At 60.0% G+C, this 24,773-nt stretch carries 20 protein-coding genes and 4 tRNA genes; 20 read left to right on the forward strand and 4 right to left on the reverse strand.

Features of this window, described 5'->3' with window-relative positions:
* Positions 1-77: 77 nt before the first annotated feature.
* A complete protein-coding gene (locus ALP40_RS17115; RefSeq protein ID WP_122209406.1) occupies positions 78-1,274 on the reverse strand; it encodes an amino acid aminotransferase in 1,197 nt (398 codons plus the stop codon).
* 385 nt (positions 1,275-1,659) lie between these two features.
* On the opposite strand from ALP40_RS17115, the gene uvrB reads away from it, so the two are divergent.
* The 9 genes from uvrB to ALP40_RS17160 all read left to right on the forward strand — a co-directional run bounded on the left by uvrB (position 1,660) and on the right by ALP40_RS17160 (position 8,315).
* Complete coding sequence (gene uvrB, locus ALP40_RS17120; protein ID WP_122209407.1) at positions 1,660-3,675, forward strand: excinuclease ABC subunit UvrB; 2,016 nt, start codon at positions 1,660-1,662, stop codon at positions 3,673-3,675.
* A gap of 303 nt (positions 3,676-3,978) precedes the next feature.
* Positions 3,979-5,460, forward strand: a complete 1,482-nt coding sequence (gltX, locus tag ALP40_RS17125; protein ID WP_122209408.1) for a glutamate--tRNA ligase — start codon at positions 3,979-3,981, stop codon at positions 5,458-5,460.
* A gap of 186 nt (positions 5,461-5,646) precedes the next feature.
* Positions 5,647-5,722 (forward strand) — tRNA-Ala (locus ALP40_RS17130).
* 76 nt (positions 5,723-5,798) lie between these two features.
* Positions 5,799-5,874, forward strand: a tRNA-Glu gene (locus ALP40_RS17135).
* A 52-nt stretch (positions 5,875-5,926) separates the two neighbouring features.
* Positions 5,927-6,002: transfer RNA gene (locus ALP40_RS17140), tRNA-Ala, on the forward strand.
* A gap of 45 nt (positions 6,003-6,047) precedes the next feature.
* Positions 6,048-6,123 (forward strand) — tRNA-Glu (locus ALP40_RS17145).
* 176 nt (positions 6,124-6,299) lie between these two features.
* Positions 6,300-6,761 carry a thioesterase family protein gene (locus tag ALP40_RS17150; RefSeq protein ID WP_122209409.1) on the forward strand — a complete coding sequence of 154 codons (462 nt, stop codon included), beginning with the start codon at positions 6,300-6,302 and terminating at the stop codon, positions 6,759-6,761.
* A 28-nt stretch (positions 6,762-6,789) separates the two neighbouring features.
* Positions 6,790-7,761, forward strand: coding sequence for a tRNA-dihydrouridine synthase (locus ALP40_RS17155; RefSeq protein WP_122209410.1), 972 nt, complete (start codon positions 6,790-6,792; stop codon positions 7,759-7,761).
* A gap of 110 nt (positions 7,762-7,871) precedes the next feature.
* On the forward strand, positions 7,872-8,315 hold the full coding sequence (locus ALP40_RS17160) for an Hsp20 family protein (RefSeq protein WP_004882612.1): 444 nt from the start codon (positions 7,872-7,874) through the stop codon (positions 8,313-8,315).
* A 43-nt stretch (positions 8,316-8,358) separates the two neighbouring features.
* Here the strand turns inward: ALP40_RS17160 and ALP40_RS17165 are convergent, their stop codons facing one another.
* Positions 8,359-10,557, reverse strand: coding sequence for a bifunctional diguanylate cyclase/phosphodiesterase (locus tag ALP40_RS17165; RefSeq protein WP_122209411.1), 2,199 nt, complete (start codon positions 10,555-10,557; stop codon positions 8,359-8,361).
* Positions 10,558-10,648: 91 nt separating this feature from the next.
* A complete protein-coding gene (locus ALP40_RS17170) occupies positions 10,649-11,506 on the reverse strand; it encodes a LysR family transcriptional regulator (protein WP_122209412.1) in 858 nt (285 codons plus the stop codon).
* 144 nt (positions 11,507-11,650) lie between these two features.
* Here ALP40_RS17170 and leuC point away from each other — a divergent pair, with 144 nt between their 5' ends.
* The 10 genes from leuC to ALP40_RS17220 all read left to right on the forward strand — a co-directional run bounded on the left by leuC (position 11,651) and on the right by ALP40_RS17220 (position 22,612).
* Positions 11,651-13,075 (forward strand): 3-isopropylmalate dehydratase large subunit, encoded by a 1,425-nt coding sequence (gene leuC / locus ALP40_RS17175; RefSeq protein ID WP_122209413.1) that lies wholly within the window; start codon positions 11,651-11,653, stop codon positions 13,073-13,075.
* A gap of 10 nt (positions 13,076-13,085) precedes the next feature.
* Complete coding sequence (gene leuD, locus ALP40_RS17180; RefSeq protein ID WP_122209414.1) at positions 13,086-13,727, forward strand: 3-isopropylmalate dehydratase small subunit; 642 nt, start codon at positions 13,086-13,088, stop codon at positions 13,725-13,727.
* Between the two features lie 222 nt (positions 13,728-13,949).
* Positions 13,950-14,714: a class I SAM-dependent methyltransferase gene (locus ALP40_RS17185; RefSeq protein WP_122209512.1), complete on the forward strand. Its 765-nt coding sequence runs from the start codon at positions 13,950-13,952 to the stop codon at positions 14,712-14,714.
* Between the two features lie 69 nt (positions 14,715-14,783).
* A complete protein-coding gene (leuB, locus tag ALP40_RS17190; RefSeq protein WP_122209415.1) occupies positions 14,784-15,866 on the forward strand; it encodes a 3-isopropylmalate dehydrogenase in 1,083 nt (360 codons plus the stop codon).
* Between the two features lie 69 nt (positions 15,867-15,935).
* Positions 15,936-17,048 carry an aspartate-semialdehyde dehydrogenase gene (asd, locus tag ALP40_RS17195; RefSeq protein WP_122209416.1) on the forward strand — a complete coding sequence of 371 codons (1,113 nt, stop codon included), beginning with the start codon at positions 15,936-15,938 and terminating at the stop codon, positions 17,046-17,048.
* Between the two features lie 183 nt (positions 17,049-17,231).
* Complete coding sequence (locus tag ALP40_RS17200) at positions 17,232-18,236, forward strand: 2-dehydro-3-deoxygalactonokinase (RefSeq protein WP_122209417.1); 1,005 nt, start codon at positions 17,232-17,234, stop codon at positions 18,234-18,236.
* A gap of 1 nt (position 18,237) precedes the next feature.
* The gene (locus ALP40_RS17205; RefSeq protein WP_122209418.1) at positions 18,238-18,867 is read left to right on the forward strand and encodes a 2-dehydro-3-deoxy-6-phosphogalactonate aldolase; all 630 of its coding nucleotides are present in this window, start codon (positions 18,238-18,240) and stop codon (positions 18,865-18,867) included.
* Positions 18,868-18,928: 61 nt separating this feature from the next.
* Complete coding sequence (gene dgoD / locus ALP40_RS17210) at positions 18,929-20,077, forward strand: galactonate dehydratase (protein WP_004882597.1); 1,149 nt, start codon at positions 18,929-18,931, stop codon at positions 20,075-20,077.
* A gap of 346 nt (positions 20,078-20,423) precedes the next feature.
* The gene (locus ALP40_RS17215) at positions 20,424-21,734 is read left to right on the forward strand and encodes an MFS transporter (protein WP_099227205.1); all 1,311 of its coding nucleotides are present in this window, start codon (positions 20,424-20,426) and stop codon (positions 21,732-21,734) included.
* A gap of 65 nt (positions 21,735-21,799) precedes the next feature.
* Positions 21,800-22,612 carry an IclR family transcriptional regulator gene (locus ALP40_RS17220; protein ID WP_122209419.1) on the forward strand — a complete coding sequence of 271 codons (813 nt, stop codon included), beginning with the start codon at positions 21,800-21,802 and terminating at the stop codon, positions 22,610-22,612.
* Position 22,613: 1 nt separating this feature from the next.
* Here ALP40_RS17220 and ALP40_RS17225 read toward each other — a convergent pair whose 3' ends face one another.
* On the reverse strand, positions 22,614-23,666 hold the full coding sequence (locus ALP40_RS17225) for an NAD(P)-dependent alcohol dehydrogenase (protein ID WP_099227238.1): 1,053 nt from the start codon (positions 23,664-23,666) through the stop codon (positions 22,614-22,616).
* A 180-nt stretch (positions 23,667-23,846) separates the two neighbouring features.
* Between ALP40_RS17225 and ALP40_RS17230 the strand changes: the two genes are divergently transcribed.
* Positions 23,847-24,752 (forward strand): AraC family transcriptional regulator, encoded by a 906-nt coding sequence (locus ALP40_RS17230; protein WP_122209513.1) that lies wholly within the window; start codon positions 23,847-23,849, stop codon positions 24,750-24,752.
* The last annotated feature ends 21 nt before the right edge of the window (positions 24,753-24,773 follow it).

Genomic DNA, 24,773 nt, shown 5'->3' on the forward strand with positions numbered 1-24,773 from the left:
CCGCGTCCGGCCATTTGTGACGCAGAGCGTCACGGGATGCATGGCTGCGTGGAGCGATGAGCTCGATCATTTTCTTCTTACAACACCTTCTTGATCGCGTCGCACACCGCGTCAATGTTCTTCTGGTTCAGCGCAGCGACACAGATACGACCGGTGTCCAGCGCATAGATCCCAAACTCGCTGCGCAGGCGCTGGGCTTGGTCGGCAGTCAGGCCTGAGTAAGAGAACATGCCGCACTGGCGGCCGACGAAACTGAAGTCCTGACCGGCCGGGTTGTCGGCCAGACGCTCGACCATCGCCTTGCGCATGCCCTGGATGCGCACGCGCATTTCGCCCAGTTCCGTTTCCCACATGGCACGCAGCGCCGGATCGTTGAGCACGGCGGCGGAAATGATTGCACCGTGGGTCGGCGGGTTGGAGTAGTTGGTGCGGATCACGCGCTTGACCTGGGACAGGACGCGAGTGGTTTCTTCTTTGGATTCAGTGACAATCGACAGCGCACCCACACGTTCGCCGTACAGCGACAGCGACTTGGAGAACGAGCTGGAGGCGAAGAAGGTCAAGCCGGACTCAGCGAACAGGCGCACAGCGATGGCGTCTTCCTGAATGCCTTGGCCGAAGCCCTGATAAGCCATGTCCAGGAACGGCACGTGCCCTTTGGCCTTGACCACTTCCAGCACTTTTTTCCAGTCTTCCAGGTTCAGGTCGACGCCGGTCGGGTTATGGCAGCAGGCGTGCAGCACGACCACGGAATGGTCAGGCAGGTTTTGCAGGTCTTCGAGCATGCCGCCACGGTTCACATCGTGGGAGGCTGCGTCGTAGTAACGGTAGTTCTGAACCGGGAAACCTGCGGTTTCGAACAGTGCGCGGTGGTTTTCCCAGCTCGGGTCGCTGATGGCTACGACAGCGTTGGGCAGCAGTTGCTTGAGGAAGTCTGCACCGATTTTCAGCGCGCCGGTGCCGCCGACCGATTGAGTGGTCAGCACACGGCCTGACGCGATCAGCGGCGAATCTGCGCCCAGCAGCAGTTTCTGCACGGCCTGGTCGTAGGCGGCGATGCCGTCGATTGGCAAATAACCCCGTGGCGCATGCTGCGCCACGCGGATCTTCTCGGCTTCAGCCACTGCGCGCAGCAGAGGAATGCGTCCGTCTTCGTCACAGTAGACGCCCACGCCAAGATTGACCTTGGTGGTGCGGGTGTCGGCGTTGAATGCTTCGTTGATACCCAGGATCGGATCGCGGGGCGCCATTTCGACAGCGGAGAAGAGGCTCATTTTTGCGGCAGCTCTGAATGAAGGAGGGAGGGAAATGCACGCCGCGGCCGAATGCGCCAAAGCGGTGCATAAACGGGGAGCTAGTATAAAGAGCATCCCCCCCAGGGGCGACAGGGGAGTGCAGGTTTTTTCAAGGTTTTTCGGATTATTTGCAGAACGTTCGTCCCGTTGAAACCTCAATGATGTAAGCACTGATTGAATGAGCGCCTTGAAACATGCGCAAACGTCTCCATTTACAGTGCATCACTTCAAGCACTGACACCACCGCACGTCGTCCCCCGTTGACGGGACGAGCCGTCGGTGGTGATTTCGTCATTGCCGGTGCAAGCCGTGCGGACGAGTCCTTGTCGCGAACCCCGACGCGAACGAATTCAAGAGGTAGGTTATGTCCGAGTTCCAGCTCGTTACCCGTTTTGAGCCCGCTGGCGACCAGCCCGAGGCCATTCGCCAACTGGTCGAAGGGATCGACGCCGGACTTGCGCACCAGACCCTGCTGGGTGTGACGGGTTCGGGCAAAACGTTCAGCATCGCCAACGTCATCTCTCAAGTGCAACGCCCGACGCTGGTGCTGGCGCCCAACAAGACCCTGGCGGCGCAGCTGTATGGCGAATTCAAGGCGTTCTTCCCGAACAACGCCGTCGAGTATTTCGTGTCTTACTACGACTACTACCAGCCAGAAGCCTATGTGCCGTCGTCCGACACCTTCATCGAGAAGGACGCGTCGATCAATGACCACATCGAGCAGATGCGTCTGTCCGCGACCAAGGCCCTGCTGGAGCGCAAGGACGCCATCATCGTCACCACGGTGTCGTGCATTTATGGTCTGGGCAGTCCGGAAACCTACCTGCGCATGGTGCTGCACATCGACCGGGGCGACAAACTCGATCAGCGCGCCTTGCTGCGCCGTCTGGCGGACTTGCAGTACACCCGTAACGACATGGATTTCGCCCGTGCGACCTTCCGTGTGCGTGGCGATGTGATCGATATCTACCCGGCCGAATCGGACCTGGAGGCGATCCGTGTCGAGCTGTTCGACGACGAAGTCGAAAGCCTGTCGGCGTTCGATCCGCTGACCGGCGAAGTGATCCGCAAGCTGCCGCGTTTCACTTTCTACCCCAAGAGCCACTACGTCACGCCCCGCGAAACACTGCTGGAGGCGATGGAAGGCATCAAGGTTGAACTCGGCGAGCGCCTGGAATACTTGCGCAGCCAGAACAAGCTGGTCGAAGCCCAGCGCCTGGAGCAACGTACCCGGTTCGATCTGGAGATGATTCTGGAGCTGGGCTACTGCAACGGCATCGAGAACTACTCCCGCTACCTGTCGGGCCGTCCGACTGGTGCGCCGCCGCCGACCCTGTACGACTACCTGCCGCCGGACGCCTTGCTGGTGATCGACGAGTCCCACGTCAGCGTGCCGCAGGTCGGCGCCATGTACAAAGGCGACCGTTCGCGCAAGGAAACCCTGGTGGAGTACGGTTTCCGCCTGCCGTCGGCGCTGGACAACCGGCCGATGCGTTTTGAAGAGTGGGAGAATGTCAGTCCGCAAACCATCTTCGTTTCGGCGACGCCCGGCAAGTATGAAGAAGAGCACGCCGGACGTATCGTCGAGCAGGTGGTGCGTCCGACCGGTTTGGTGGACCCGCAGATCGAGATTCGTCCGGCGCTGACCCAGGTCGATGACTTGCTGTCGGAAATCAACAAGCGTGCTTCGATAGACGAACGGGTGCTGGTGACCACGCTGACCAAGCGCATGGCCGAAGACCTGACCGATTATCTCAGCGACCACGGGGTGCGGGTGCGTTACTTGCACTCTGACATCGACACGGTGGAGCGAGTGGAGATCATCCGCGACTTGCGGCTGGGCACCTTCGACGTGCTGGTGGGGATTAACCTGCTGCGCGAGGGTCTGGACATGCCTGAAGTGTCGTTGGTGGCGATTCTCGATGCCGACAAGGAAGGCTTCCTGCGCTCTGACCGTTCGCTGATCCAGACCATCGGTCGGGCGGCGCGTAACCTCAACGGCCGGGCGATCTTGTATGCCGACCGGATGACAGGGTCTATGGAGCGGGCCATCGGCGAGACCGAGCGGCGTCGTGAAAAGCAGATCGCGTTCAACCTGGAACATGGCATCACACCCAAAGGCGTGTTCAAGGACGTGGCCGACATCATGGAAGGCGCCACGGTGCCTGGTTCGCGCAGCAAGAAGCGCAAAGGCATGGCCAAGGCGGCGGAGGAAAACGCCAAGTACGAAAACGAACTGCGCTCCCCAAGCGAAATCACCAAGCGGATCCGCCAACTGGAAGAGAAGATGTACCAGCTGGCCCGCGACCTGGAGTTCGAGGCGGCGGCACAAATGCGTGACGAAATCGGCAAACTGCGCGAGCGGTTGCTGACGGTGTGATGCAGATATCGGGTGCATTCTGCGCAGCCCTGCGCTCAGGCATGTCTATTTGATAGGCACGATGGTCTGTACACCCTGGTGGGGGCGAGCTTGCTCGCGAAGGTCCGGTACATTCATTGAGGCATCAGCGTTTGTGATGAGGCTTTCGCGGACAAGTCCGCTCCCACTTGCATCCATGCTGTCTGATTTATGTACTCAGGCTGTGAAACGTCAGGCGCCATCAACTACCGCACCCGCGCTGGAGCCCAACACCCCCGGCCTGTTAACATTCCGCGCTTGATCGACCTTATTTCGGGATTTTCCATGACCACCGTTCGTACCCGCATCGCGCCATCGCCCACGGGCGACCCCCACGTTGGCACGGCTTACATCGCACTTTTCAACTATTGCTTTGCCAAGCAGCACGGTGGCGAGTTCATCCTGCGGATCGAAGACACCGATCAGTTGCGTTCGACCCGCGAGTCCGAACAGCAGATTTTCGACGCGTTGCGCTGGCTGGGCATCGAGTGGAGCGAAGGTCCGGACGTCGGCGGGCCGCACGGTCCCTACCGGCAGAGCGAGCGGGGCGAGATCTACCAGAAATACGCTCAGCAACTGGTCGAATTGGGCCACGCCTTCCCGTGCTTCTGCACCGCCGAAGAGCTGGACGAAATGCGTGCCGAGCAGATGGCCCGGGGCGAAACCCCGCGCTATGACGGTCGCGCGCTGCTGCTTTCCAAAGAAGAAGTGCAGCGTCGTCTGGACGCTGGCGAGCCGCACGTCATCCGCATGAAGGTGCCGACCGAAGGCGTTTGCGTGGTGCCTGACCTGTTGCGTGGCGAGGTGGAAATCCCGTGGGACCGCATGGACATGCAAGTCCTGATGAAGACCGACGGTCTGCCAACCTACTTCCTGGCCAACGTCGTCGATGACCATCTGATGGGCATCACCCACGTACTGCGCGGCGAAGAATGGCTGCCCTCGGCGCCGAAACTGATCCTGTTGTACGAATACTTCGGCTGGGAAAAGCCGCAGCTGTGCTACATGCCACTGTTGCGTAACCCGGACAAGAGCAAGCTGTCCAAGCGCAAGAACCCGACCTCGGTGACCTTCTACGAGCGCATGGGCTTCATGCCTGAAGCCATGCTCAATTACCTGGGCCGCATGGGCTGGTCGATGCCGGATGAGCGCGAGAAGTTCTCGCTGCAGGAAATGGTCGAGCACTTCGACCTGTCCCGCGTCTCGTTGGGCGGCCCGATCTTCGACATCGAAAAACTGTCCTGGCTCAACGGTCAATGGCTGCGTGAGCTGCCGGTCGAAGAGTTTGCTGCCCGCGTGCAGAACTGGGCGCTGAATCCCGAGTACATGATGAAGATCGCGCCGCACGTGCAGGGCCGCGTCGAAACCTTCAGCCAGGTTGCGCCACTGGCCAGCTTCTTCTTCGCCGGTGGCGTCACCCCGGACGTGAAGCTGTTCGAGCACAAGAAGCTGTCTAGCGATCAGGTGCGCCAGTTGATGCAGTTGATCCTGTGGAAGCTTGAATCGCTGCGTCAGTGGGAGAAGGATCCGATCACCGCCTGCATTCAGTCTGTGGTCGAGCACCTTGGTCTCAAATTGCGTGACGCCATGCCACTGATGTTCGCCTCGATTACCGGGCAGGCCAGCTCGGTCTCGGTGCTGGATGCGATGGAGATTCTCGGTCCCGACCTGACCCGTTTCCGTCTGCGTCAGGCCATCGATCTGCTGGGCGGCGTCTCGAAGAAAGAAAACAAAGAGTGGGAAAAATTGCTGGGCGCGATTGCCTGACCAGCCACTGATGTAGAGAAGCTGCTGCGTGCCCGTGTGAGCGGGCATACAGTGGTCGGCCTGGCCTCGGATTTGCGGGCCGAAACGGTAAGTGATTGTTATGCCGACGAAAAACTTTCAAATTTCTCGAAAATAAATTTGACAGCTTAGCGACTCACGCTTAACATGCGCCCCGTCCACTGATGTGGGGCTATAGCTCAGCTGGGAGAGCGCCTGCATGGCATGCAGGAGGTCAGCGGTTCGATCCCGCTTAGCTCCACCAAATTCAAGATTCAAGGCTTGGTAAAACAAGATGTTGAATCGATCAGAGTCCCAACTCTGATCAGGTAGAAGGTTTTGTCCCCTTCGTCTAGTGGCCTAGGACACCGCCCTTTCACGGCGGTAACAGGGGTTCGAGTCCCCTAGGGGACGCCAGTTTTACCGAGTGATGCCGGAAGGTTGAACTCCGCCGCGAGGCGATAAATCCGGGGCTATAGCTCAGCTGGGAGAGCGCCTGCATGGCATGCAGGAGGTCAGCGGTTCGATCCCGCTTAGCTCCACCAATTTTGCCAAGGTTCATCGGTGATGAACCTGACTGAAGGTTTTGCGTCCCCTTCGTCTAGTGGCCTAGGACACCGCCCTTTCACGGCGGTAACAGGGGTTCGAGTCCCCTAGGGGACGCCACGATTTCCCGCTCTGCGGGACCAAGGGTCATTCGATTATTGAATGGCCCTTTTGTTTTTTCAGGGTTTTACTTCTTTTCTAACCCTTCTCCTGTCTCCGGATATCTCCAGACATGCCTTGCCGGGCATGCATTGCAGCTACACTGCGGCCAATCATTTACCCAAGCAGGAGCAAGCATGGTCTGGGATCGGGCAACGCCTTTCGTCATCGATCTGAATGTCGGCAGCGATGACATCGACGGTCTGGGGCACGCCAATAACGCGGTATACGTCAGTTGGCTGGAGCGCTGTGCCTGGCGCCATTCGCAGTATCTGGGGCTGGACCTCGCCGAGTATCGACGTCTGGACCGTGCGATGGCGGTGGTGCGGCATGAGATTGATTATCTGGCCAGTGCCTACGAGGGCGACGAGCTGCAACTGGCGACCTGGATCATCAATTGGGATCGTCGTCTGAAGATGACCCGCGTTTTCCAGCTCAAACGGCCTGCCGACAACCTCACGTTGCTGAGGGCGCAAACCACCTTTGTCTGCATCGAGCTGAGCACCGGTCGCCCCAAACGTATGCCGCTCGAGTTCATCGAAGGCTACGGTGCGGCGATGTTGGATGGCGGCGTTCCCAATCCTGGCGGCGAACAGTAAACTGCCGGACTTTTTTCGAGTGTGACCCATGCAAATTGCTCTGGCGCCTATGGAGGGGTTGGTCGACGACATCCTGCGTAATGTGCTGACCCACGTCGGCGGCATCGACTGGTGTGTGACCGAATTCATCCGGGTGTCCGAGCGTCTGATGCCGGCTCACTACTTCTACAAGTACGCGTCGGAATTTCATAAGGGTGCGAAGACTGACGCGGGCACACCGCTGCGACTCCAACTGCTGGGCTCCGACCCGGTGTGCCTGGCTGAGAACGCTGCGTTTGCCTGCGAGTTGGGCGCACCGGTGCTGGACCTGAACTTTGGTTGCCCGGCCAAGACTGTCAATCGTTCCCGTGGCGGTGCCATTCTGCTCAAAGAACCCGATCTGCTTCATGCCATCGTCAGTCAGGTGCGGCGCGCCGTGCCCCAGGAGATTCCAGTCACCGCCAAGATGCGCCTGGGGTACGAAAATACCGATGGCGCGCTGGATTGCGCGCGTGCGCTGGCTGACGGCGGCGCTGAGCAAATCGTGGTGCACGCCCGCACCAAGGTTGATGGTTATAAGCCGCCAGCTCATTGGGAATGGATCGCGCGTATCCAGGAGGTGGTCAAGGTGCCGGTCGTCGCCAATGGCGAGATCTGGACGGTGGAAGACTGGCGGCGCTGTCAGGAAATCTGTGGCGCACGGGACATCATGATCGGTCGCGGACTGGTGGCACGTCCTGACCTGGCCCGACAGATCGCGGCAGCCCATGCGGGCGAAGACGTTGTGCCGATGACCTGGGCCGAACTGCAACCGATGTTGCGGACGTTCTGGGGCGATTGCCTGGCCAAGATGACCCTGGTGCAGGCTCCCGGCCGTCTCAAGCAATGGCTGGTGTTGCTGACCAAGAGTTACCCGCAAGCAACGCTGATGTTCAACGCCTTGCGCCGCGAAACCGACTGCGACCGGATCAGTGTTTTGCTCGGCTATTCAGCCGACAACCAGCCCGACGAACGGTCGTAATTTTCCTGAAAATTCACTCTTGAAAAGCCAGCGAGCGACCTTAGTTTGGGGATTACGCGATGCCGAAGTCGGGTCGCGCAAACCACTCGCTGATTAACAGGAGAATTATCATGACGACTGCATTTTCTCTGGCTCCACTGTTTCGTCACTCAGTGGGCTTCGACCGCTTCAACGACCTTTTCGAGTCGGCGGCACGCAATGATTCGTCCAGTGGCTACCCTCCCTACAACGTGGAGCGGCATAGCGACGATCAGTACCGGATCGTGATCGCAGCGGCAGGCATGCAGGAAGAAGACCTTGATTTGCAGGTCGAGAAAGGGGTGTTGACGGTGACCGGCGGCAAGCGCGAGCGCGAGGCCGAAAACGTGACCTATCTGCACCAGGGTATTGCCCGGCGTGAATTCAAGTTGTCGTTCCGGCTGGCTGACAATATCGAAGTTCGGGGTGCCGATTTGTCTCATGGGCTGCTGAACATCGATCTGGTGCGTAACGTACCGGAAGAGGCCAAGCCAAAGCGTATTCCGCTGAACACACAGAAAGCTATAGAGCAGTGATCATTGTGGTAACGGAAAGGCGCCTTCGGGCGCCTTTCTGCGTTTAGTGATCGGGCAGCAGGCTGGGTTGTCGCAGATGCTGCTTGAGACGTAGCAGGGTTTCGAATCCCGAATCGTCCAGAGGCTCGCTGAACAGGTAGCCTTGATAGACATGGCAGCCCAGCTTTTCGAGAAAGGCCAGTTGCTCGACCGTCTCGACGCCCTCGGCAATCACATTCAGGTTGAGGCTTTGCGCCATCGCTACGATTGCGCGGATGATTTCCGCATCGTTGGGGTCGCTGGTAGCGTCCTGAACGAACGACTGGTCGATCTTGAGCGTGTCCACCGGCAGGCGCTTGAGATACGTCAGCGACGAGTAGCCCGTCCCGAAGTCATCCATCGCAAAGGTCACGCCTATCTTCTTCAGGCTGCGCATTTTGGCGATGGTGTCTTCCAGGTTCTGGATGACGATACCTTCGGTGATTTCCAGTTTGAGCATGGCGGCAGGCAGATGGTGCAGTTTCAGGCTGCGCTGCACCCTCTCGACGAAGTCGGTTTGTCTGAACTGACGGGGGCTGATGTTGACCCCCATCAGAAAGGCGTTATGCGTGATCAGCCCTTGTTTGAGCAGTCGCCCCGCCGTTCTGCACGCTTCGTCCAGCACCCAACTGCCCACTTCGAGGATCATCCCGCTCTCTTCGAGAATGTGCACGAACTGGGTGGGCGGCAGCAGGCCATAGTCGGGATGTTGCCAGCGCAGCAGCGCTTCTGCACCCGTCAGAACCTCGTTTCGGCAGTCCACTTGGGCCTGGAAGTGCAGGTGGAACTCGTTGCGGGTCAGCGCCAGGCGCAGATCGTTTTCCATCCGCAATCGCTGGCTGACGGCTTTTTGCATGGAGCTGTGAAAGAACTGCGCCGCATTGCGCCCCGAATCCTTGGCCCGGTACAGGGCAATATCGGCACGCTTGAGCAGATCGGCCGGGGTGGAGCCGTCATCCGGGATCAGTACCATGCCAATGCTGGGCGTGACTTGCAGGCGGTGCCCGTCGAGAAACATCGGTTCGGCCAACAGCTCACGCAGGTTGTCGGACAGTTCCTGGACCTGCTGAGTGACCTCTTGGCGAGAGCCCTCCAGGCCGCAGATCAGGACCACGAATTCGTCCCCGCCCAAGCGCGCCACGGTGTCTTCGAGTCGCACGCTGGCTTCAAGCCGGGCAGCGACGATATTCAGCACGCTGTCGCCGACGGGATGACCGAGCGAGTCATTGATGTGCTTGAAGTGGTCAAGGTCCAGAAACAGTAGGGCGCCGCGCAGGCGGTGGTGTTTGAGCAGCGACAGTTGCTGGCTCAAGCGGTCCATGAGCAGGGCGCGGTTGGGCAGGCCGGTCAGCGGATCGTGATAGGCCAGATGCTGGATTTGTGCCTGGGCGCTTTTCAATTGACCGATGTCGCGCGCGTTCATCAGCAGGCAAGCCGTGTCGTTCAGGGTGATGAATTCCACCGACACATCCAGGGTCAGCGGATCGCCATGCTTGTTGCGACCCGCCATTTCCCGGTGATGAACCCGTCCGGTTTCATGCAGTTGTTCAACCATCTGCTGGCGTTGATCGGGATCGGTCCATATACCTATTTCGTGAACCGTCTTGCCCAGTACTTCCGGCGCGTTGTAGCCGGTGAGGCGACAAAAGCCGTCATTGACTTCTACATAGCGGCCAGTGCCCAGTTCGGTGATGGTGATCGAGTCGGGGCTTGAGTGAAAAGCCTTGGCGAACTTCTCCTCGCTGGCCTCCAGAGCCGCCTGAGCGTGCTGCTGTGTGATATCAAGCAAAGTACCGACCAGCCTTGACGGTGTGCCGTCCGCGTTGCGGTACAGCATGGCGCGGCTTTCGAGCAGGCGAGACAGGCCGCTTTGCAGTTGAAAGCGATAGGTCAGCTGGAAAACATTCTGTTCATCGGCGAGCACTGCCTTGTAGGCCGTTCGCATCCGATGGCGTTCAGCCGCCGGTACGCCTGCCAGAAAGCGGTTGAAATCATAATCGAGCGATTGGGCTGGTTGGCCGTGCAGTTGAGCGGCTCGCGCCGAGGCGTGCAGTCGATCGGTGGCAATGTTCCATTCCCAGGTCCCGATTTGTGCACAATCCAGCGCCAGATTCAGACGATCACGCGTTTCCTTGAGGGTTTGCTCAACGGTGTCGAGCGCCGCTTGTGCGGCTGACGGCCACGAGGACGCTGGCAGAATGGAGGGATCCAAAGGGTTGGGCATTGATCACGAGCCTTCGATAAATAAAGCCAGTAAAACGATCGGTCTGCATTCTGTATCGCACGGAAACCACTATTAACCGCTGTATCGCGCATTACAACAATTTCATGAATGCGCGGGCCGCATTTGATAGAGTCCGCTCGGTGTGCAGGATATAGCCTAGCTGGCGATTGAGTTGCACGCCTGTCAACGGAATGCGCGCAACCTGTTCATCAAGCATGGTGCGTGGCAGAACGCTCCAGGCCAGCCCGATGGACACCATCATCTTGATGGTTTCCAGGTAGTTGGTGCTCATCGCGATATCGGGCTTGAGGCCGTGGGCCTCGCACAGATTGCTGACAATTTTGTGAGTAAAGGTATTGTCACTGGGCAGGACCGCCGGATACCGGGCTATGTCTTCCATATTCATGGGGCCGCTGTTGGCCAGTGGATGCTCCGGTGCCGCGACGAAGTCCAGCGGGTCGTCCCATACTGGTGTGGCGCGCACCAGGGGGTGGGGCTCCGGGGCGAGCGTGACCACCGCAAGCTCGGCGCGACCGTGCAGAATTTCGTCATAGGCCGCTTCGGAGTCCATGAACCGTATGTCCAGTGCCACGGCCGGATAGGTGCGGGTGAACTCACGCAACACAGGTGGCAGACGATGCAGGCCGATATGGTGACTGGTCACCAGCTTGAGGCGCCCGGACACCTCGCCGGTCAGATTGGTCAGCGCACGGCGTGTGTCATCCAGCACGTTGGTGATCTGGTAAGCGCGTGGAAGCAGCGCACGGCCCGCTTCGGTGAGGCTCACTTCACGGCCCAGGCGGTCGAAAAGGCGCACGCCCAGTTGCTGTTCAAGGCCTGCGATCCGCTTGCTGATGGCGGGCTGAGTCAGGTGCAGGCGTTCACCGGCTCCCGAGAAACTCCCGGTTTCAGCGATGGCAAGGAAGGCGTTTAAATTGGCGAGGTCCATCGTCAGATTCCAATTGGTTATCCAAAGCATAAAAAATATGAATTGGAGTTATTTAAGCACATTCCCTAGGATGACCACACAAGCCAAGGGCTCATGGACGTCCGTTGCCCAAGGCATAAAAAAGCTGATGAGGAAGTACGTCCAATGGCCCGTAAAACGCTTTACGACAAACTCTGGGATTCGCATTTGGTCAAACAGCGCGACGACGGTTCGGCGCTGATCTACATTGACCGTCATATCATCCATGAAGTGACTTCGCCCCAAGCCTTTGAAGGTTTGCGCCTTGCCAAGCGCAAGCCGTGGCGCATCGACTCAATCATCGCGACCCCCGACCATAACGTGCCGACCACCTCGGAACGCAAGGGCGGCATCGGTGCCATCGAAGATCAGGTGTCGCGCCTGCAGGTCCAGACGCTGGACGACAACTGCGACGAATACGGCATCACCGAATTCAAGATGAACGACCCGCGTCAGGGCATCGTGCACGTGATCGGCCCGGAGCAGGGCGCGACTCTGCCGGGCATGAGTGTGGTCTGCGGCGACTCGCACACCTCCACACATGGCGCTTTCGGGGCGCTGGCCCACGGCATCGGTACGTCCGAGGTCGAGCACGTGCTGGCCACCCAGTGCCTGGTCGCCAAAAAGATGAAGAACATGCTGGTCTCGGTCGAAGGGCAACTGCCGTTCGGCGTGACCGCCAAGGACATCGTGCTGGCTGTGATCGGCAAGATCGGCACGGCGGGCGGCAACGGTTATGCCATCGAGTTCGCGGGCAGCGCAATCCGTGACCTGTCTATCGAAGGCCGCATGACCATCTGTAACATGTCCATCGAAGCAGGCGCTCGCGTCGGCATGGTGGCCACCGACGAGAAGACTGTCGAGTACGTAAAAGGTCGTCCGTTTGCGCCAAAAGGGGCGGAATGGGACTTGGCGGTCGAGGCGTGGAAGGATCTGGTGTCCGACCCGGACGCGGTGTTCGACACCGTGGTCAAGCTGAACGCTGCTGACATCAAGCCGCAGGTCAGTTGGGGTACGTCGCCGGAAATGGTGCTGGCTGTCGATCAGAACGTGCCCGATCCGGCGCAGGAAATGGACCTGGTCAAGCGTGGTTCCATCGAGCGTGCCTTGAAATACATGGGCCTGAAAGCCAATCAGCCGATCACCGACATTCAGCTGGATCGCGTGTTCATCGGTTCCTGCACCAACTCGCGTATCGAAGACTTGCGAGCCGCAGCCGACATTGCCAAGGGCCGCAAGGTAGCCGCGACCATTAAACAAGCTATCGTGGTGCCAGGCTCGGGGCTGATCAAGGCGCAGGCCGAGCAGGAAGGGCTGGACAAGATCTTCATCGAAGCCGGTTTTGAGTGGCGCGAGCCGGGCTGTTCCATGTGCCTGGCGATGAACCCGGACCGCCTGGGGTCAGGCGAGCACTGCGCGTCGACCTCCAACCGCAACTTCGAAGGGCGTCAGGGCGCAGGCGGCCGTACGCACCTGGTGAGCCCGGCGATGGCGGCAGCCGCAGCGGTCAACGGCCGTTTCGTTGACGTTCGCGACTTGATCCAGCACTGAGGAAATCCGCATGAAAGCCTTTACCCAACACACCGGCCTGGTCGCTCCGCTGGATCGTGCCAACGTCGACACCGACCAGATTATTCCCAAGCAGTTTCTCAAGTCGATCAAGCGTACGGGTTTCGGCCCTAACCTGTTCGACGAGTGGCGTTATCTGGACGTGGGGCAGCCGTATCAGGACAACTCCAAGCGTCCGCTGAACCATGAGTTCGTGCTCAACCACGAGCGTTATCAAGGTGCCAGCGTGTTGCTGGCCCGTGAAAACTTTGGCTGCGGCTCCAGCCGCGAACACGCGCCTTGGGCGCTGGAAGAGTACGGCTTCTGCGCAATCATCGCGCCGAGTTATGCCGACATCTTCTTCAACAACAGCTTCAAGAATGGTTTGCTGCCGATCATTCTGAGCGAGTCTGATGTCGACGAGCTGTTCAGACAGGTTGAAGCCAGCCCGGGTTATCAGTTGAACATCGACCTGCAAGCCCAGACTGTGACCCGTCCGGACGGCAAGGCCCTAAGCTTCGAGATCGACGCGTTTCGCAAGCATTGCCTGCTCAACGGTCTGGACGACATCGGCCTGACGTTGATGGACGCCGATGCCATCGCAACGTTCGAGAGCAAGCATCGTGCGAGCCAGCCGTGGCTGTTTCGCGACTGACAATCGAGCAATCAACGTCCGGTAGGCGTGGCGTTGTCCTGGAAGGCTGTATTTCACACTGAACCTTCGCCGGGCCTACTGACCTTTTCGCGAGCAAGCTCGCTCCCACTGACATACATGGCCGACTGACTGAACGCGGTTTTATGTGGGAGCGAGCTTGCTCGCGAAGGCAACCTCAAGAACGCCGCAATTCAAAGCCCTGAACCATCAGAGATGCCATCCATGACTAAAGCTGCCCACACCCAGGTCGTACAGCGTCAATTCGGCGAGCAGGCTTCGGCCTATTTGAACAGCGCCGTGCACGCGCAAGGTGCCGAGTTCGCGCTGCTACAGGACTCTGTCAAAGGGCGGGACGACGCGCGGGTGCTGGACCTGGGCTGCGGGGCCGGGCATGTCAGCTTCAATGTCGCCCCGTCGGTCAGTGAAGTGGTCGCGTACGACCTGTCGCAGCAGATGCTCGACGTGGTCGCCGCGGCGGCTGCCGACAAGGGGTTGGGTAATATTCGCACGGTGTGCGGTGCGGCCGAGCGCTTGCCGTTTGCCGACGGTGAGTTCGATTTCGTGTTCAGTCGTTACTCGGCCCACCACTGGAGCGACCTTGCCTTGGCTCTGCGTGAAGTGCGTCGGGTGCTGAAGCCGGGTGGGGTGGCGGCGTTCATCGACGTCATGTCGCCGGGCAGTCCGTTGCTGGATACGTATCTGCAAACAGTGGAGGTGCTGCGCGATACCAGCCATGTGGGCGATTATTCTGCCGCAGAGTGGCTGCATCAGGTCAGCGACGCAGGGCTGTTCACCCGCAGTCATACTCGCCAGCGTCTGCACCTGGAGTTCGATTCGTGGGTCGAGCGCATGCGCACCCCGCAGCCATTGCGCGTGGCCATACGCGAACTGCAGCAGGCGATGGGCGATGAGGTGCGTCAGTATTTCGAGATCGATGCTCAAGGTTCATTCAGTACCGACGTGCTGGTGCTGTGGGCCGAGCGCTAATGTTTTTGCGGTCTTAAACGTTATAAACAGGCGCTCTTCAAAGCGTCGATATAAAAAATCGAGGAAGTTATGAGCAAGCAGATTCTGATTCTCCCAGGTGATGGCATTGGTCCGGAAATCATGACCGAAGCGGTCAAGGTGCTGGAGTTGGCCAATGAGAAGTATCAGTTGGGGTTTGAATTGACCCACGACGTGATCGGCGGCGCAGCCATCGACAAGCACGGCGTGCCGCTGGCCGATGAAACCCTTGAGCGCGCCCGTGCTGCCGATGCGGTTCTGCTGGGCGCTGTCGGCGGTCCGAAATGGGACACCATCGAGCGCGACATCCGCCCGGAGCGAGGTCTGCTGAAGATCCGTGCGCAACTGGGCCTGTTCGGTAACCTGCGTCCGGCGATTCTTTACCCTCAACTGGCCGATGCCTCCAGCCTCAAACCCGAAATCGTTGCCGGTCTGGACATCCTGATCGTGCGCGAGCTGACCGGCGGTATCTACTTCGGCGCGCCACGCGGCGTTCGTGTGCTGGACAATGGCGAGCGCGAGGCTTACGACACGCTGCCGTACAGCGAAAGCGAGATCCGTCGTATCGCCCGTGTCGGCTTTGACATGGCGATGGTGCGCAACAAGAAACTGTGCTCGGTAGACAAGGCCAATGTGCTGTCTTCCAGCCAGTTGTGGCGCGAAATCGTCGAGCAGGTTGCCAAGGATTACCCGGAAGTCGAACTGAGCCACATTTACGTCGATAACGCCGCGATGCAACTGGTGCGTGCGCCCAAGCAGTTCGACGTGATCGTGACCGACAACCTGTTCGGCGACATCCTGTCCGACCAGGCCTCGATGCTGACCGGTTCCATCGGCATGCTGCCCTCGGCTTCTCTGGATACCAACAACAAAGGCATGTACGAGCCTTGCCACGGTTCGGCACCGGACATCGCAGGTAAAGGCATTGCCAACCCGTTGGCGACTATTCTCTCGGTATCGATGATGCTGCGTTACAGCTTCAACCTGACCGATGCCGCAGACGCCATCGAAAAGGCCGTCAGCGTCGTTCTGGACCAGGGGCTGCGTACCGGCGACATCTTTTCCGGGGGCAACACCAAAGTCGGTACGCAGGAAATGGGTGATGCAGTAGTCGCCGCGCTGCGGAATCTGTAATCTCTCTGGCCCGCTGATCTGCTGTGCGTCCGCAGGCGGCGGTCCCACTTTTTTTCTAGGTGTGTTGCGATGAAACGTGTAGGTCTGATCGGTTGGCGTGGCATGGTCGGTTCCGTGCTCATGCAGCGGATGCGGGAAGAGCAGGACTTCGATCTCATTGAGCCGGTGTTCTTCACTACCTCCAATGTCGGTGGCCAGGCGCCTTCGGTGGGCAAGGATCTTGCGCCGCTGAAGGATGCCTACAGCATCGATGAGCTGAAAACCCTGGACGTGGTCCTCACCTGTCAGGGCGGTGACTACACCAATGAGGTATTCCCCAAGCTGCGCGAAGCGGGCTGGCAGGGTTACTGGATCGACGCGGCTTCCAGTCTGCGCATGCAGGATGATGCCGTCATCGTGCTGGATCCGGTCAACCGCAAAGTCATCGACCAGCAGCTCGACGCCGGAACCAAAAACTACATCGGTGGCAACTGCACGGTCAGTCTGATGCTCATGGGCCTGGGCGGCCTGTTCGACGCCGGTCTGGTCGAGTGGATGAACGTTATGACCTACCAGGCAGCCTCCGGTGCCGGTGCGCAGAACATGCGTGAGCTGATCAAGCAAATGGGCGCGGTGCACGCGTCGGTTGCCGATGATCTGGCCAACCCGGCCAGCGCCATTCTGGACATCGACCGTAAAGTGGCTGAGGCCATGCGCGGCGAAGCGTTCCCGACCGAAAACTTCGGCGTGCCATTGGCGGGCAGCCTGATCCCTTGGATCGATAAGGCGCTGCCAAACGGTCAGAGCCGTGAAGAATGGAAAGGCCAGGCTGAAACCAACAAGATTCTGGGTCGCTTCAAAAGCCCGATTCCGGTGGATGGCATTTGCGTGCGCATCGGCGCCATGCGTTGCCACAGTCAGGCGCTGACCATCAAGCTGAACAAAGATGTCCCGATTGCGGACATCGAAGGCTTGATCAGCCAGCACAACCCGTGGGTCAAGCTGGTGCCGAACAACCGTGAAGCCAGCATGCAGGACCTCAGCCCGACGGCTGTGACCGGCACCATGAGCATTCCGGTGGGTCGTCTGCGCAAACTGAACATGGGCTCGCAGTACCTGGGTGCATTCACCGTGGGTGACCAGCTGTTGTGGGGCGCGGCAGAACCGCTGCGCCGCATGCTGAGAATCCTGCTGGAACGTTGATCGCAACGCCGCTGCACCCGAAACCCGCGCCCTGATCAGGACGCGGGTTTTTTATCGCCTGTCGATCAGGCATGATTTCTTTTTTCCCAATATGTGGGATTGAAATTTACATATTGAGATAAATTCGATTTCGGGTTTATAGTCCGTCCTGCACTCACTTCCAAAAATACAAAAGGTGAAGCAATGCAGGCGCAACTGATCGCGCTCGACTGGGGGACCACCTCACTTCGTGCTTACCGACTTGGCGAGCACGGCCGGGTTCTGGAACAACGCGCCTTGAGCGCAGGCATCATGCAACTGCCGAGTACGCAACGGCAGGTCGCGGGCACGTTGTGCAGCGACGGTTTTGAGCTGGCGTTCGATGAGGCGTGCGGCGACTGGCTCGACGCGCAGCCCGATCTGCCGGTAATCGCCTGTGGCATGGTCGGCAGTGCCCAAGGCTGGCGTGAGGCGACCTATCGCGAAGCGCCTGCCAGCGTCGACGAGTTGAGCGCCGCGTTGCAGACCGTGAGCAGTCTGCGTGGCGTGACCGTTCACATCATTCCGGGTGTCTTGCAGCGTTCGACTTTGCCCAACGTCATGCGTGGCGAGGAGACCCAGGTGCTGGGTGTGCTGGCGGGCCTCGATGAGCAGGCGGCCAGCCAGCCGCTGTTGATCGGTCTGCCGGGCAGTCACTCCAAATGGGTGCAGGTGGCGCAGGATCGCATCGTTCATTTCGATACCTTCATGACCGGCGAGGTGTACGCCGCGTTGTGCGCGCACACCATTCTTGGGCGCACCATGCAGCCGAGCGAAGCGTTCGACAGCGCCGCGTTCGATCGCGGGCTCGCCAATGCGCAGTCGGAGGAGGGCGTTGCAGGCCCTCTGTCCACCATCTTCAGTTGCCGAACGCTCGGCCTTACCGGCCAGTTGCCTGCGAGCAGCCAGCCCGATTATCTGTCCGGTCTGTTGATCGGCCATGAACTGGCGTCTCTCGCCAGGCTTCAATACGACGCTCACGGCCATCTGCCTGCGGTGATTCTCATCGGTAGCGACTCGTTGTGCCAGCGCTATGCACGTGGCCTGACCGCCTGCGGTTTCCCTCGGGTGACCGTTGCCGCTCAGGCGACTGAACGCGGCCTTTGGCAGGTCGCGGTCCAGGCGGGTCTGGTTGCGCGCCAGTCGTCCCATTACGTTCAAGAGGTGTGACATGCTCAAGCAAGCATTGAAGGAAAACGGACTGGTCGCGATTCTGCGCGGCCTGCGCCCCGAAGAGGCCCCTGCGATTGGCGATGAGCTCTATCAGGCGGGCTTTCGAGTCATCGAAGTACCGCTCAATTCCCCTCAGCCGTTCGACAGCATCGGCTTGTTGCGCCAGCGTTTGCCTGCCGACTGCCTGATCGGTGCCGGAACGGTGTTGACCCCGGAACAGGTCACTCAGGTCAAGGATGCGGGCGGGCAGGTCATCGTCATGCCGCACAGTGATCCCAAGGTGCTGCGTGCGGCCAAAGCGGCCGGCCTGTTCCTGTCGCCGGGCGTGGCCACACCCACCGAGGCGTTCGCCGCGCTGAGCGAAGGGGCGGACGTGCTCAAGCTGTTTCCGGCCGAGCAAATGTCGCCTGCAGTGGTCAAGGCCTGGCTGGCGGTATTGCCCGCAGGCACGATTCTGCTGCCGGTCGGCGGCATCACGCCGGACAACATGAAGGTGTTTCTCGACGCGGGCGTTAAAGGCTTCGGCCTTGGCTCCGGACTGTTCAAGCCGGGCATGAGCGCGGCCGATGTCGCCGAGCGTGCCAAGGCCTATGTGGCCGCCTGGACAGAACACACCTCGTCACTTTGAAACGGATCGGCGCGCCAGACGCCACCGCCCGACTACAGAATTAATAAGAGAAGCCGCTCCCATGAAAATCACCAAACTGACCACCTTCATCGTTCCACCGCGCTGGTGCTTCCTGAAAGTCGAAACCGACGAGGGCGTTGTAGGCTGGGGTGAGCCAGTCGTCGAAGGTCGTGCGCACACCGTGGCCGCTGCTGTGGAAGAGCTGTCCGATTACCTGATCGGCAAGGACCCGCGCAACATCGAAGACATCTGGACGGTGCTGTACCGCGGCGGCTTCTACCGGGGCGGCGCGATCCACATGAGCGCGCTGGCCGGGATCGATCAGGCGTTGTGGGACATCAAGGGCAAGGCGCTGGGTGTTTCGGTCAGCGACCTGCTGGGCGGTCAGGTGCGTGACAAGATTCGCGTCTATTCCTGGATCGGCGGCGACCGTCCTGCCGACACGGCGCGGGCGGCACGGGAAGCGGTCGAGCGCGGCTTCACTGCGGTGAAGATGAACGGCACCGAAGAACTGCAGTTCCTGGACACCTTCGACAAGGTCGATCTGGCCCTGGCCAACGTGGCGGCCGTACGTGATGCAGTGGGTCCCAATGTTGGCATCGGCGTCGATTTTCATGGTCGTGTGCACAAGCCGATGGCCAAGGTGCTGATGAAGGAGCTGGACCCGTACAAGCTGATGTTTATCGAAGAGCCGGTGCTCAGCGAGAACTACGAAGCGCTCAAGGAGCTGGCACCGCTGACCAGCACGCCGATTGCCTTGGGTGAACGGTTGTTTTCGCGCTGGGATTTCAAGCGTGTGTTGAGCGAAGGCTATGTCGACATCATCCAGCCGGATGCATCACACGCGGGCGGCATCACCGAGACGCGCAAGATTGCCAACATGGCCGAAGCCTACGACGTCGCGCTGGCGCTGCATTGTCCGCTGGGGCCGATTGCACTGGCGGCCTGCCTGCAACTGGATGCGGTCTGCTACAACGCCTTCATTCAGGAGCAGAGCCTGGGTATCCATTACAACGAAAGCAACGACCTGCTGGATTACGTCAAGCACCCGGAGGTCTTCGACTATGACAAGGGCATGGTCAAGATCCCCAACGGACCGGGCCTGGGCATCGAGATCAACGAGGAGTACGTCAAAGAGCGCGCCGCCATCGGCCACCGCTGGCGCAACCCGATCTGGCGTCATGCCGATGGCAGCTTTGCGGAGTGGTGATCTGATCCGGAGCAGGCTCTGCATGACGGAAGCGGCGTAAAAAAACAGGCAAAACGAGCGTATCCGATCAGATGCATAACCTGTGGGAGCGCTGTCGCGCATCACACGTGGTGGGTGCGGACTTGTCCGCGAATACTGCGGTTCAGGCGCTGCATCTTCGTCGGATGTACTCACTTTTCGCGGACAAGCGGAGCGCCGACCGGTCCGTTCCCACGGCACGAAATCGTGCCCGCTCCAAACGCTCATCGCGACTTATGCATAACGATGATCGCAGAGCGTGAGGAGCGATCTACACGATTTGCCAACAACACAGTCCTCAATAAATCCAAAAAGAGGAAACAGTTTCATGCGCACTCGTACGATGGAGGGCGCGGCATCACTGGTGACGCCGTCCCGCAAACGCTTTTTTATCATGGTGCTGCTGTTCATCACCGTGGTCATCAATTACCTGGACCGCAGCAACCTGTCGATTGCCGCACCGGCGCTGACGTCCGAGCTGGGCATCGATCCGGTGCATGTCGGTCTGATCTTTTCCGCTTTCGGCTGGACCTACGCCGCCATGCAACTGCCTGGTGGCTGGCTGGTGGATCGCGTGCCACCGCGCATTCTCTACACCGTGGCGCTGATGCTGTGGTCGATTGCCACCATCATGCTCGGCTTTGCCGCCAGCTTCATTGCGCTGTTCGTGTTACGCATGGCGGTCGGCGCGCTTGAAGCGCCGGCTTACCCGATCAACAGCCGTGTGGTGACGACCTGGTTCCCTGAGCGCGAGCGTGCCACGGCCATCGGCTTCTACACCTCCGGGCAGTTCGTTGGCCTGGCGTTCCTGACGCCAGTCTTAGCCTGGCTGCAGGCGCATTACGGCTGGCACATGGTGTTTGTCGCGACCGGTGGTGTCGGCGTGCTGTGGGCGGTGATCTGGTACGCGGTGTACCGCGAGCCGCGAGACTTCAAGGGCGTCAATCAACAGGAAATCGACCTGATCCGCGAAGGCGGCGGGCTGGTGGACATTCAAAAGGACGTCGAAAAACAGAAGCAGGGTTTCAGCTGGCTGGACCTGGGCATCGTCCTGAGCAAGCGCAAGCTCTGGGGTATTTACCTCGGCCAGTTCTGCCTGAACTCCACACTCTGGTTCTTCCTGACCTGGTTCCCGACCTATCTGGTGAAATACCGTGGCATGGACTTCATCAAGTCCGGGCTGCTGGCGTCGTTGCCGTTTCTGGCTGCGTTTGTCGGCGTACTGTGCTCGGGCTTCTTCTCCGACTGGCTGATCCGTCGCGGCCATACCGTGGGCTTTGCCCGCAAGCTGCCGATCATTGCCGGTCTGCTGATCTCCACGTCGATCATCGGTGCCAACTTCGTCGAATCCACCCCACTGGTCATTGCGTTTCTGGCATTGGCGTTCTTTGGCAACGGCCTGGCGTCGATTACCTGGTCACTGGTGTCCACGCTGGCACCTGCGCGGCTGCTGGGCCTGACAGGCGGCACGTTCAACTTCATCGGCAATCTGGCGGCCATTGCCACGCCGATCGTGATCGGCTTCCTGGCCTCCGGCGATTCGTTTGCGCCGGCCATCACCTACATCTCGGTGCTGGCGTTGCTGGGTGCGCTGTCTTACATCCTGCTGGTGGGCAAGGTGGAACGCATCGAACTCTGATGTCGACGTGTCCTGACGCTGGCGACGATAATGCCGCCAGCGTCCCGATCTGATTAAGGCTTGTCATGCACAACGAACCGCTTCCCGCTGAACACTCCACAGGCAAAGAGCCGGCACCTGCCGGAACCCAGACCCTGTTGCGCGGCTTGGGCGTGGTGCAGGCCGTGGCCAGCGGTGCCCGGGATCTGAAAGAAATCGCCCGCCTGATCGGCACCACGCGCAGCACCACCCATCGTCTGGCCAGTTGCCTGGTGGAAGAACGCTATCTGCGGGTGGTTCCGCAGGTGGGTTATCTGCTGGGGCCAAAGCTGATCGAGCTGGGCTTTCAGGCGCGCGAAGAGGTGCCACTGGCGATTCTGGCGCGGCCTTATCTGGACCGGTTGTCTGAGCTGACTGGCGATACCGTGCATCTGGCGGTGCGCGAAGGCGACGACGTGCTTTATCTGCACAAGAACCCTGGTCGCAATGGCCCGGAAATGCGTTCCCGGGTCGGGCATCGCATGCCATTGGTGCGTACCGGGATCGGCAAGGCGTTGCTGCTGGACAGCCCGGAAGCGGAGTGGCTGCGTCTTTACGAAATCAGCGTGCCGACGACGGGCAGGCATCCGCTGTGGCCAAATCACGAACAGCAGACATGGGAGCAGTTGCAACAGCGCAGGCAGGAATATGTAGCGGGAGGTTACGCGTTCGATCTTGAGGACAACGAACCTTCGATCCGTTGCGTTGCGGCGCCGGTACGTGATGCCAGCCAGCAGATTGTGGCCGGCATCAGTGTCGCCAGTACGGTGCCGTACATGCCCCTGGAAAAGATGGCCGAACTGGTCCCGCTGATCAGGGAGATCGCGGCGGGACTGTCGGCCGAGCTCGGGGCCGCCTGAATCAGGCCTTGAGGGTCGCCATGTCGATCACGAAACGGTATTTCACGTCACCGGCCAGCATGCGCTCGTAGGCTTCGTTGATGTTGCGGATGTCGAGCATTTCGATGTCGCAAGTGATGTCGTTCTCGGCGCAGAAATCCAGCACTTCCTGGGTTTCGGCAATACCGCCGATCAAGGAACCGGCCAGCACGCGACGGCTCATCACCAGGTTGGCGGCATGGACCGGCGGTTCAACGGGCTCAATCAGGCCGACCAGAATGTGCACACCGTCAAAACGCAGGGTTTGCAGGTAGGGGTTCAGGTCGTGCTGCACGGGAATGGTGTCCAGCAGGAAATCGAAATGCCCGGCGGCCGCTTTCATCTGTTCGGCGTCGGTGGAGACGATCACGTGATCGGCACCCTGACGACGCGCTTCCTGGGCTTTCGACGCGGAGCGGGTGAAGAGGGTGACTTCAGCGCCCATCGCCTTGGCAAACTTGATGCCCATGTGACCCAGGCCGCCCATACCCAGAATGCCAACCTTGTCGCCAGCCTTCACGCCGTAGTGCTTGAGCGGCGAGTAGGTGGTGATACCGGCACACAGGATCGGCGCAGCAGCGGCCGGATCGAGCTTCTCGGGAACGCGCACGACGAAGTGCTCGCTGACCACGATGCTATTGGAGTAGCCGCCCATCGTGTTGCTGCCGTCCACGCGGTCTGGCGTGGCGTAGGTCATGGTCGGGCCTTCGAGGCAGTACTGCTCAAGATCCGACTGGCAGGCCGAACACTGGCGGCAGGAGTCGACCATGCAGCCGACGCCGACCAGATCACCCACCTTGTACTTTGTCGCATTGGCACCGGTGGCGGTGACGCGGCCGACAATTTCGTGGCCCGGCATCAGCGGGTAAACGGCAATGCCCCACTCGTTGCGCGCCTGGTGGATGTCGGAGTGGCAGACGCCACAGTAGAGGATCTCGATGGCAACGTCGTCGGCACGCGGAGTGCGACGTTCGAAGGTCATCGGGGCGAGGGGAGCGGTGGCCGACTGAGCGGCGTAACCAATGGCGGTGTACATGAATGTGACCTCGCGAAATAGTACGGAGAAGAGGCCAACCATTGTCCGCGTGAAGCGTGATCGTCGCTAGGGTCATTCCTCCGTGATTCATGCCTATTCCTCCGGAGACTGAATCCGGGCGCCGCTCAAGCGCGCAAATCTGCGATCATGCAACTGTCTGATTCTCTGCCGGTGCTTCTTATGTCGCTTCCCTATCCTGTCGATGGCAATGCTGTTCTGGTTTCGTTGATCCAGCCTCTGGCACTGCGTCCGGGCTTTGTTGAAACGCATCTGCCGGAGGTGCGTGTGCTCTCGGCCTTCAGTTACGTCGCCAGTAGCCCGCAGATGTATGAACCGAGTCTGATGATCGTGGTGCAGGGCAGTAAAGTGGCCTGCCTTGGCACGCGCACGTTCGAATACGGCACCGGGCATTATCTGATCCAGGCGCTGTCGGTGCCGTTCAAGTGCGAGACGTTCGCCACGCCGGATAAGCCGCTGTATGGCGTATCGGTGTCCATAGACCGGGTGTTGCTAAGTGAGCTGGTGCAGGTCATGGGCCCGGTAGCGGAGCAGGACTGCCAATTGCAGACGCCGGAGTCCATGACTTCTGTGCTGATCGATGCCGGCATGCGTGACAGTGTCGAGCGGTTGCTGCGCTGTCTGCACGACCCACTGGAGTGTCAGGCGATGGGACAGGCCCGGATTCGTGATGTGCTGTACAGCGCGCTGCGCGGCCCGCAGTCGGGTGTGCTGCGCGCGCTGGTCGAGCAGCAGGGGCAGTTCGCACGGATCGCATCGGCGGTGACCTACCTGCATGAGCATTACGCCGACGCACTGAACGTCGACACGCTGGCGCGCTGTGCCAACATGAGCACCTCGACTTTTCATGAGCACTTCAAGCGCAGCACGTTGCTGTCACCCGTTCAATACCTCAAGCGGCTGCGGCTGCTGAAGGCTCAGCAACTGCTGGTGGCCGAAGGACTGGGCGTCGCTCAGGTGGCGCTGCGAGTCGGCTATCAGAGCGCGTCGCAGTTCAGTCGCGAGTACAAACGCTACTTCGAGCGCAGTCCGGGTGAAGAGGGTGCCTATTTGGGCGTGCCTGCCTGATGCCCTGCTACAAATCATAAA

The sequence above is a fragment of the Pseudomonas viridiflava genome (assembly GCF_003702045.1).
GTDB classification, from domain to species: Bacteria; Pseudomonadota; Gammaproteobacteria; order Pseudomonadales; family Pseudomonadaceae; genus Aquipseudomonas; species Aquipseudomonas viridiflava_C.

Coding starts and splice junctions, on each gene's coding strand:
- ALP40_RS17220 (WP_122209419.1), top strand. CDS start 21,800: ATGCACAACGAACCGCTTCCCGCTGAACACTCCACAGGCAAAGAGCCG.
- dgoD (WP_004882597.1), top strand. CDS start 18,929: ATGAAAATCACCAAACTGACCACCTTCATCGTTCCACCGCGCTGGTGC.
- ALP40_RS17170 (WP_122209412.1), bottom strand. CDS start 11,506: ATGGACCTCGCCAATTTAAACGCCTTCCTTGCCATCGCTGAAACCGGG.
- ALP40_RS17165 (WP_122209411.1), bottom strand. CDS start 10,557: ATGCCCAACCCTTTGGATCCCTCCATTCTGCCAGCGTCCTCGTGGCCG.
- ALP40_RS17160 (WP_004882612.1), top strand. CDS start 7,872: ATGACGACTGCATTTTCTCTGGCTCCACTGTTTCGTCACTCAGTGGGC.
- ALP40_RS17155 (WP_122209410.1), top strand. CDS start 6,790: ATGCAAATTGCTCTGGCGCCTATGGAGGGGTTGGTCGACGACATCCTG.
- ALP40_RS17185 (WP_122209512.1), top strand. CDS start 13,950: ATGACTAAAGCTGCCCACACCCAGGTCGTACAGCGTCAATTCGGCGAG.
- uvrB (WP_122209407.1), top strand. CDS start 1,660: ATGTCCGAGTTCCAGCTCGTTACCCGTTTTGAGCCCGCTGGCGACCAG.
- leuC (WP_122209413.1), top strand. CDS start 11,651: ATGGCCCGTAAAACGCTTTACGACAAACTCTGGGATTCGCATTTGGTC.
- ALP40_RS17225 (WP_099227238.1), bottom strand. CDS start 23,666: ATGTACACCGCCATTGGTTACGCCGCTCAGTCGGCCACCGCTCCCCTC.
- ALP40_RS17150 (WP_122209409.1), top strand. CDS start 6,300: ATGGTCTGGGATCGGGCAACGCCTTTCGTCATCGATCTGAATGTCGGC.
- ALP40_RS17205 (WP_122209418.1), top strand. CDS start 18,238: ATGCTCAAGCAAGCATTGAAGGAAAACGGACTGGTCGCGATTCTGCGC.
- ALP40_RS17230 (WP_122209513.1), top strand. CDS start 23,847: ATGTCGCTTCCCTATCCTGTCGATGGCAATGCTGTTCTGGTTTCGTTG.
- ALP40_RS17215 (WP_099227205.1), top strand. CDS start 20,424: ATGCGCACTCGTACGATGGAGGGCGCGGCATCACTGGTGACGCCGTCC.
- leuD (WP_122209414.1), top strand. CDS start 13,086: ATGAAAGCCTTTACCCAACACACCGGCCTGGTCGCTCCGCTGGATCGT.
- ALP40_RS17115 (WP_122209406.1), bottom strand. CDS start 1,274: ATGAGCCTCTTCTCCGCTGTCGAAATGGCGCCCCGCGATCCGATCCTG.
- asd (WP_122209416.1), top strand. CDS start 15,936: ATGAAACGTGTAGGTCTGATCGGTTGGCGTGGCATGGTCGGTTCCGTG.
- ALP40_RS17200 (WP_122209417.1), top strand. CDS start 17,232: ATGCAGGCGCAACTGATCGCGCTCGACTGGGGGACCACCTCACTTCGT.
- gltX (WP_122209408.1), top strand. CDS start 3,979: ATGACCACCGTTCGTACCCGCATCGCGCCATCGCCCACGGGCGACCCC.
- leuB (WP_122209415.1), top strand. CDS start 14,784: ATGAGCAAGCAGATTCTGATTCTCCCAGGTGATGGCATTGGTCCGGAA.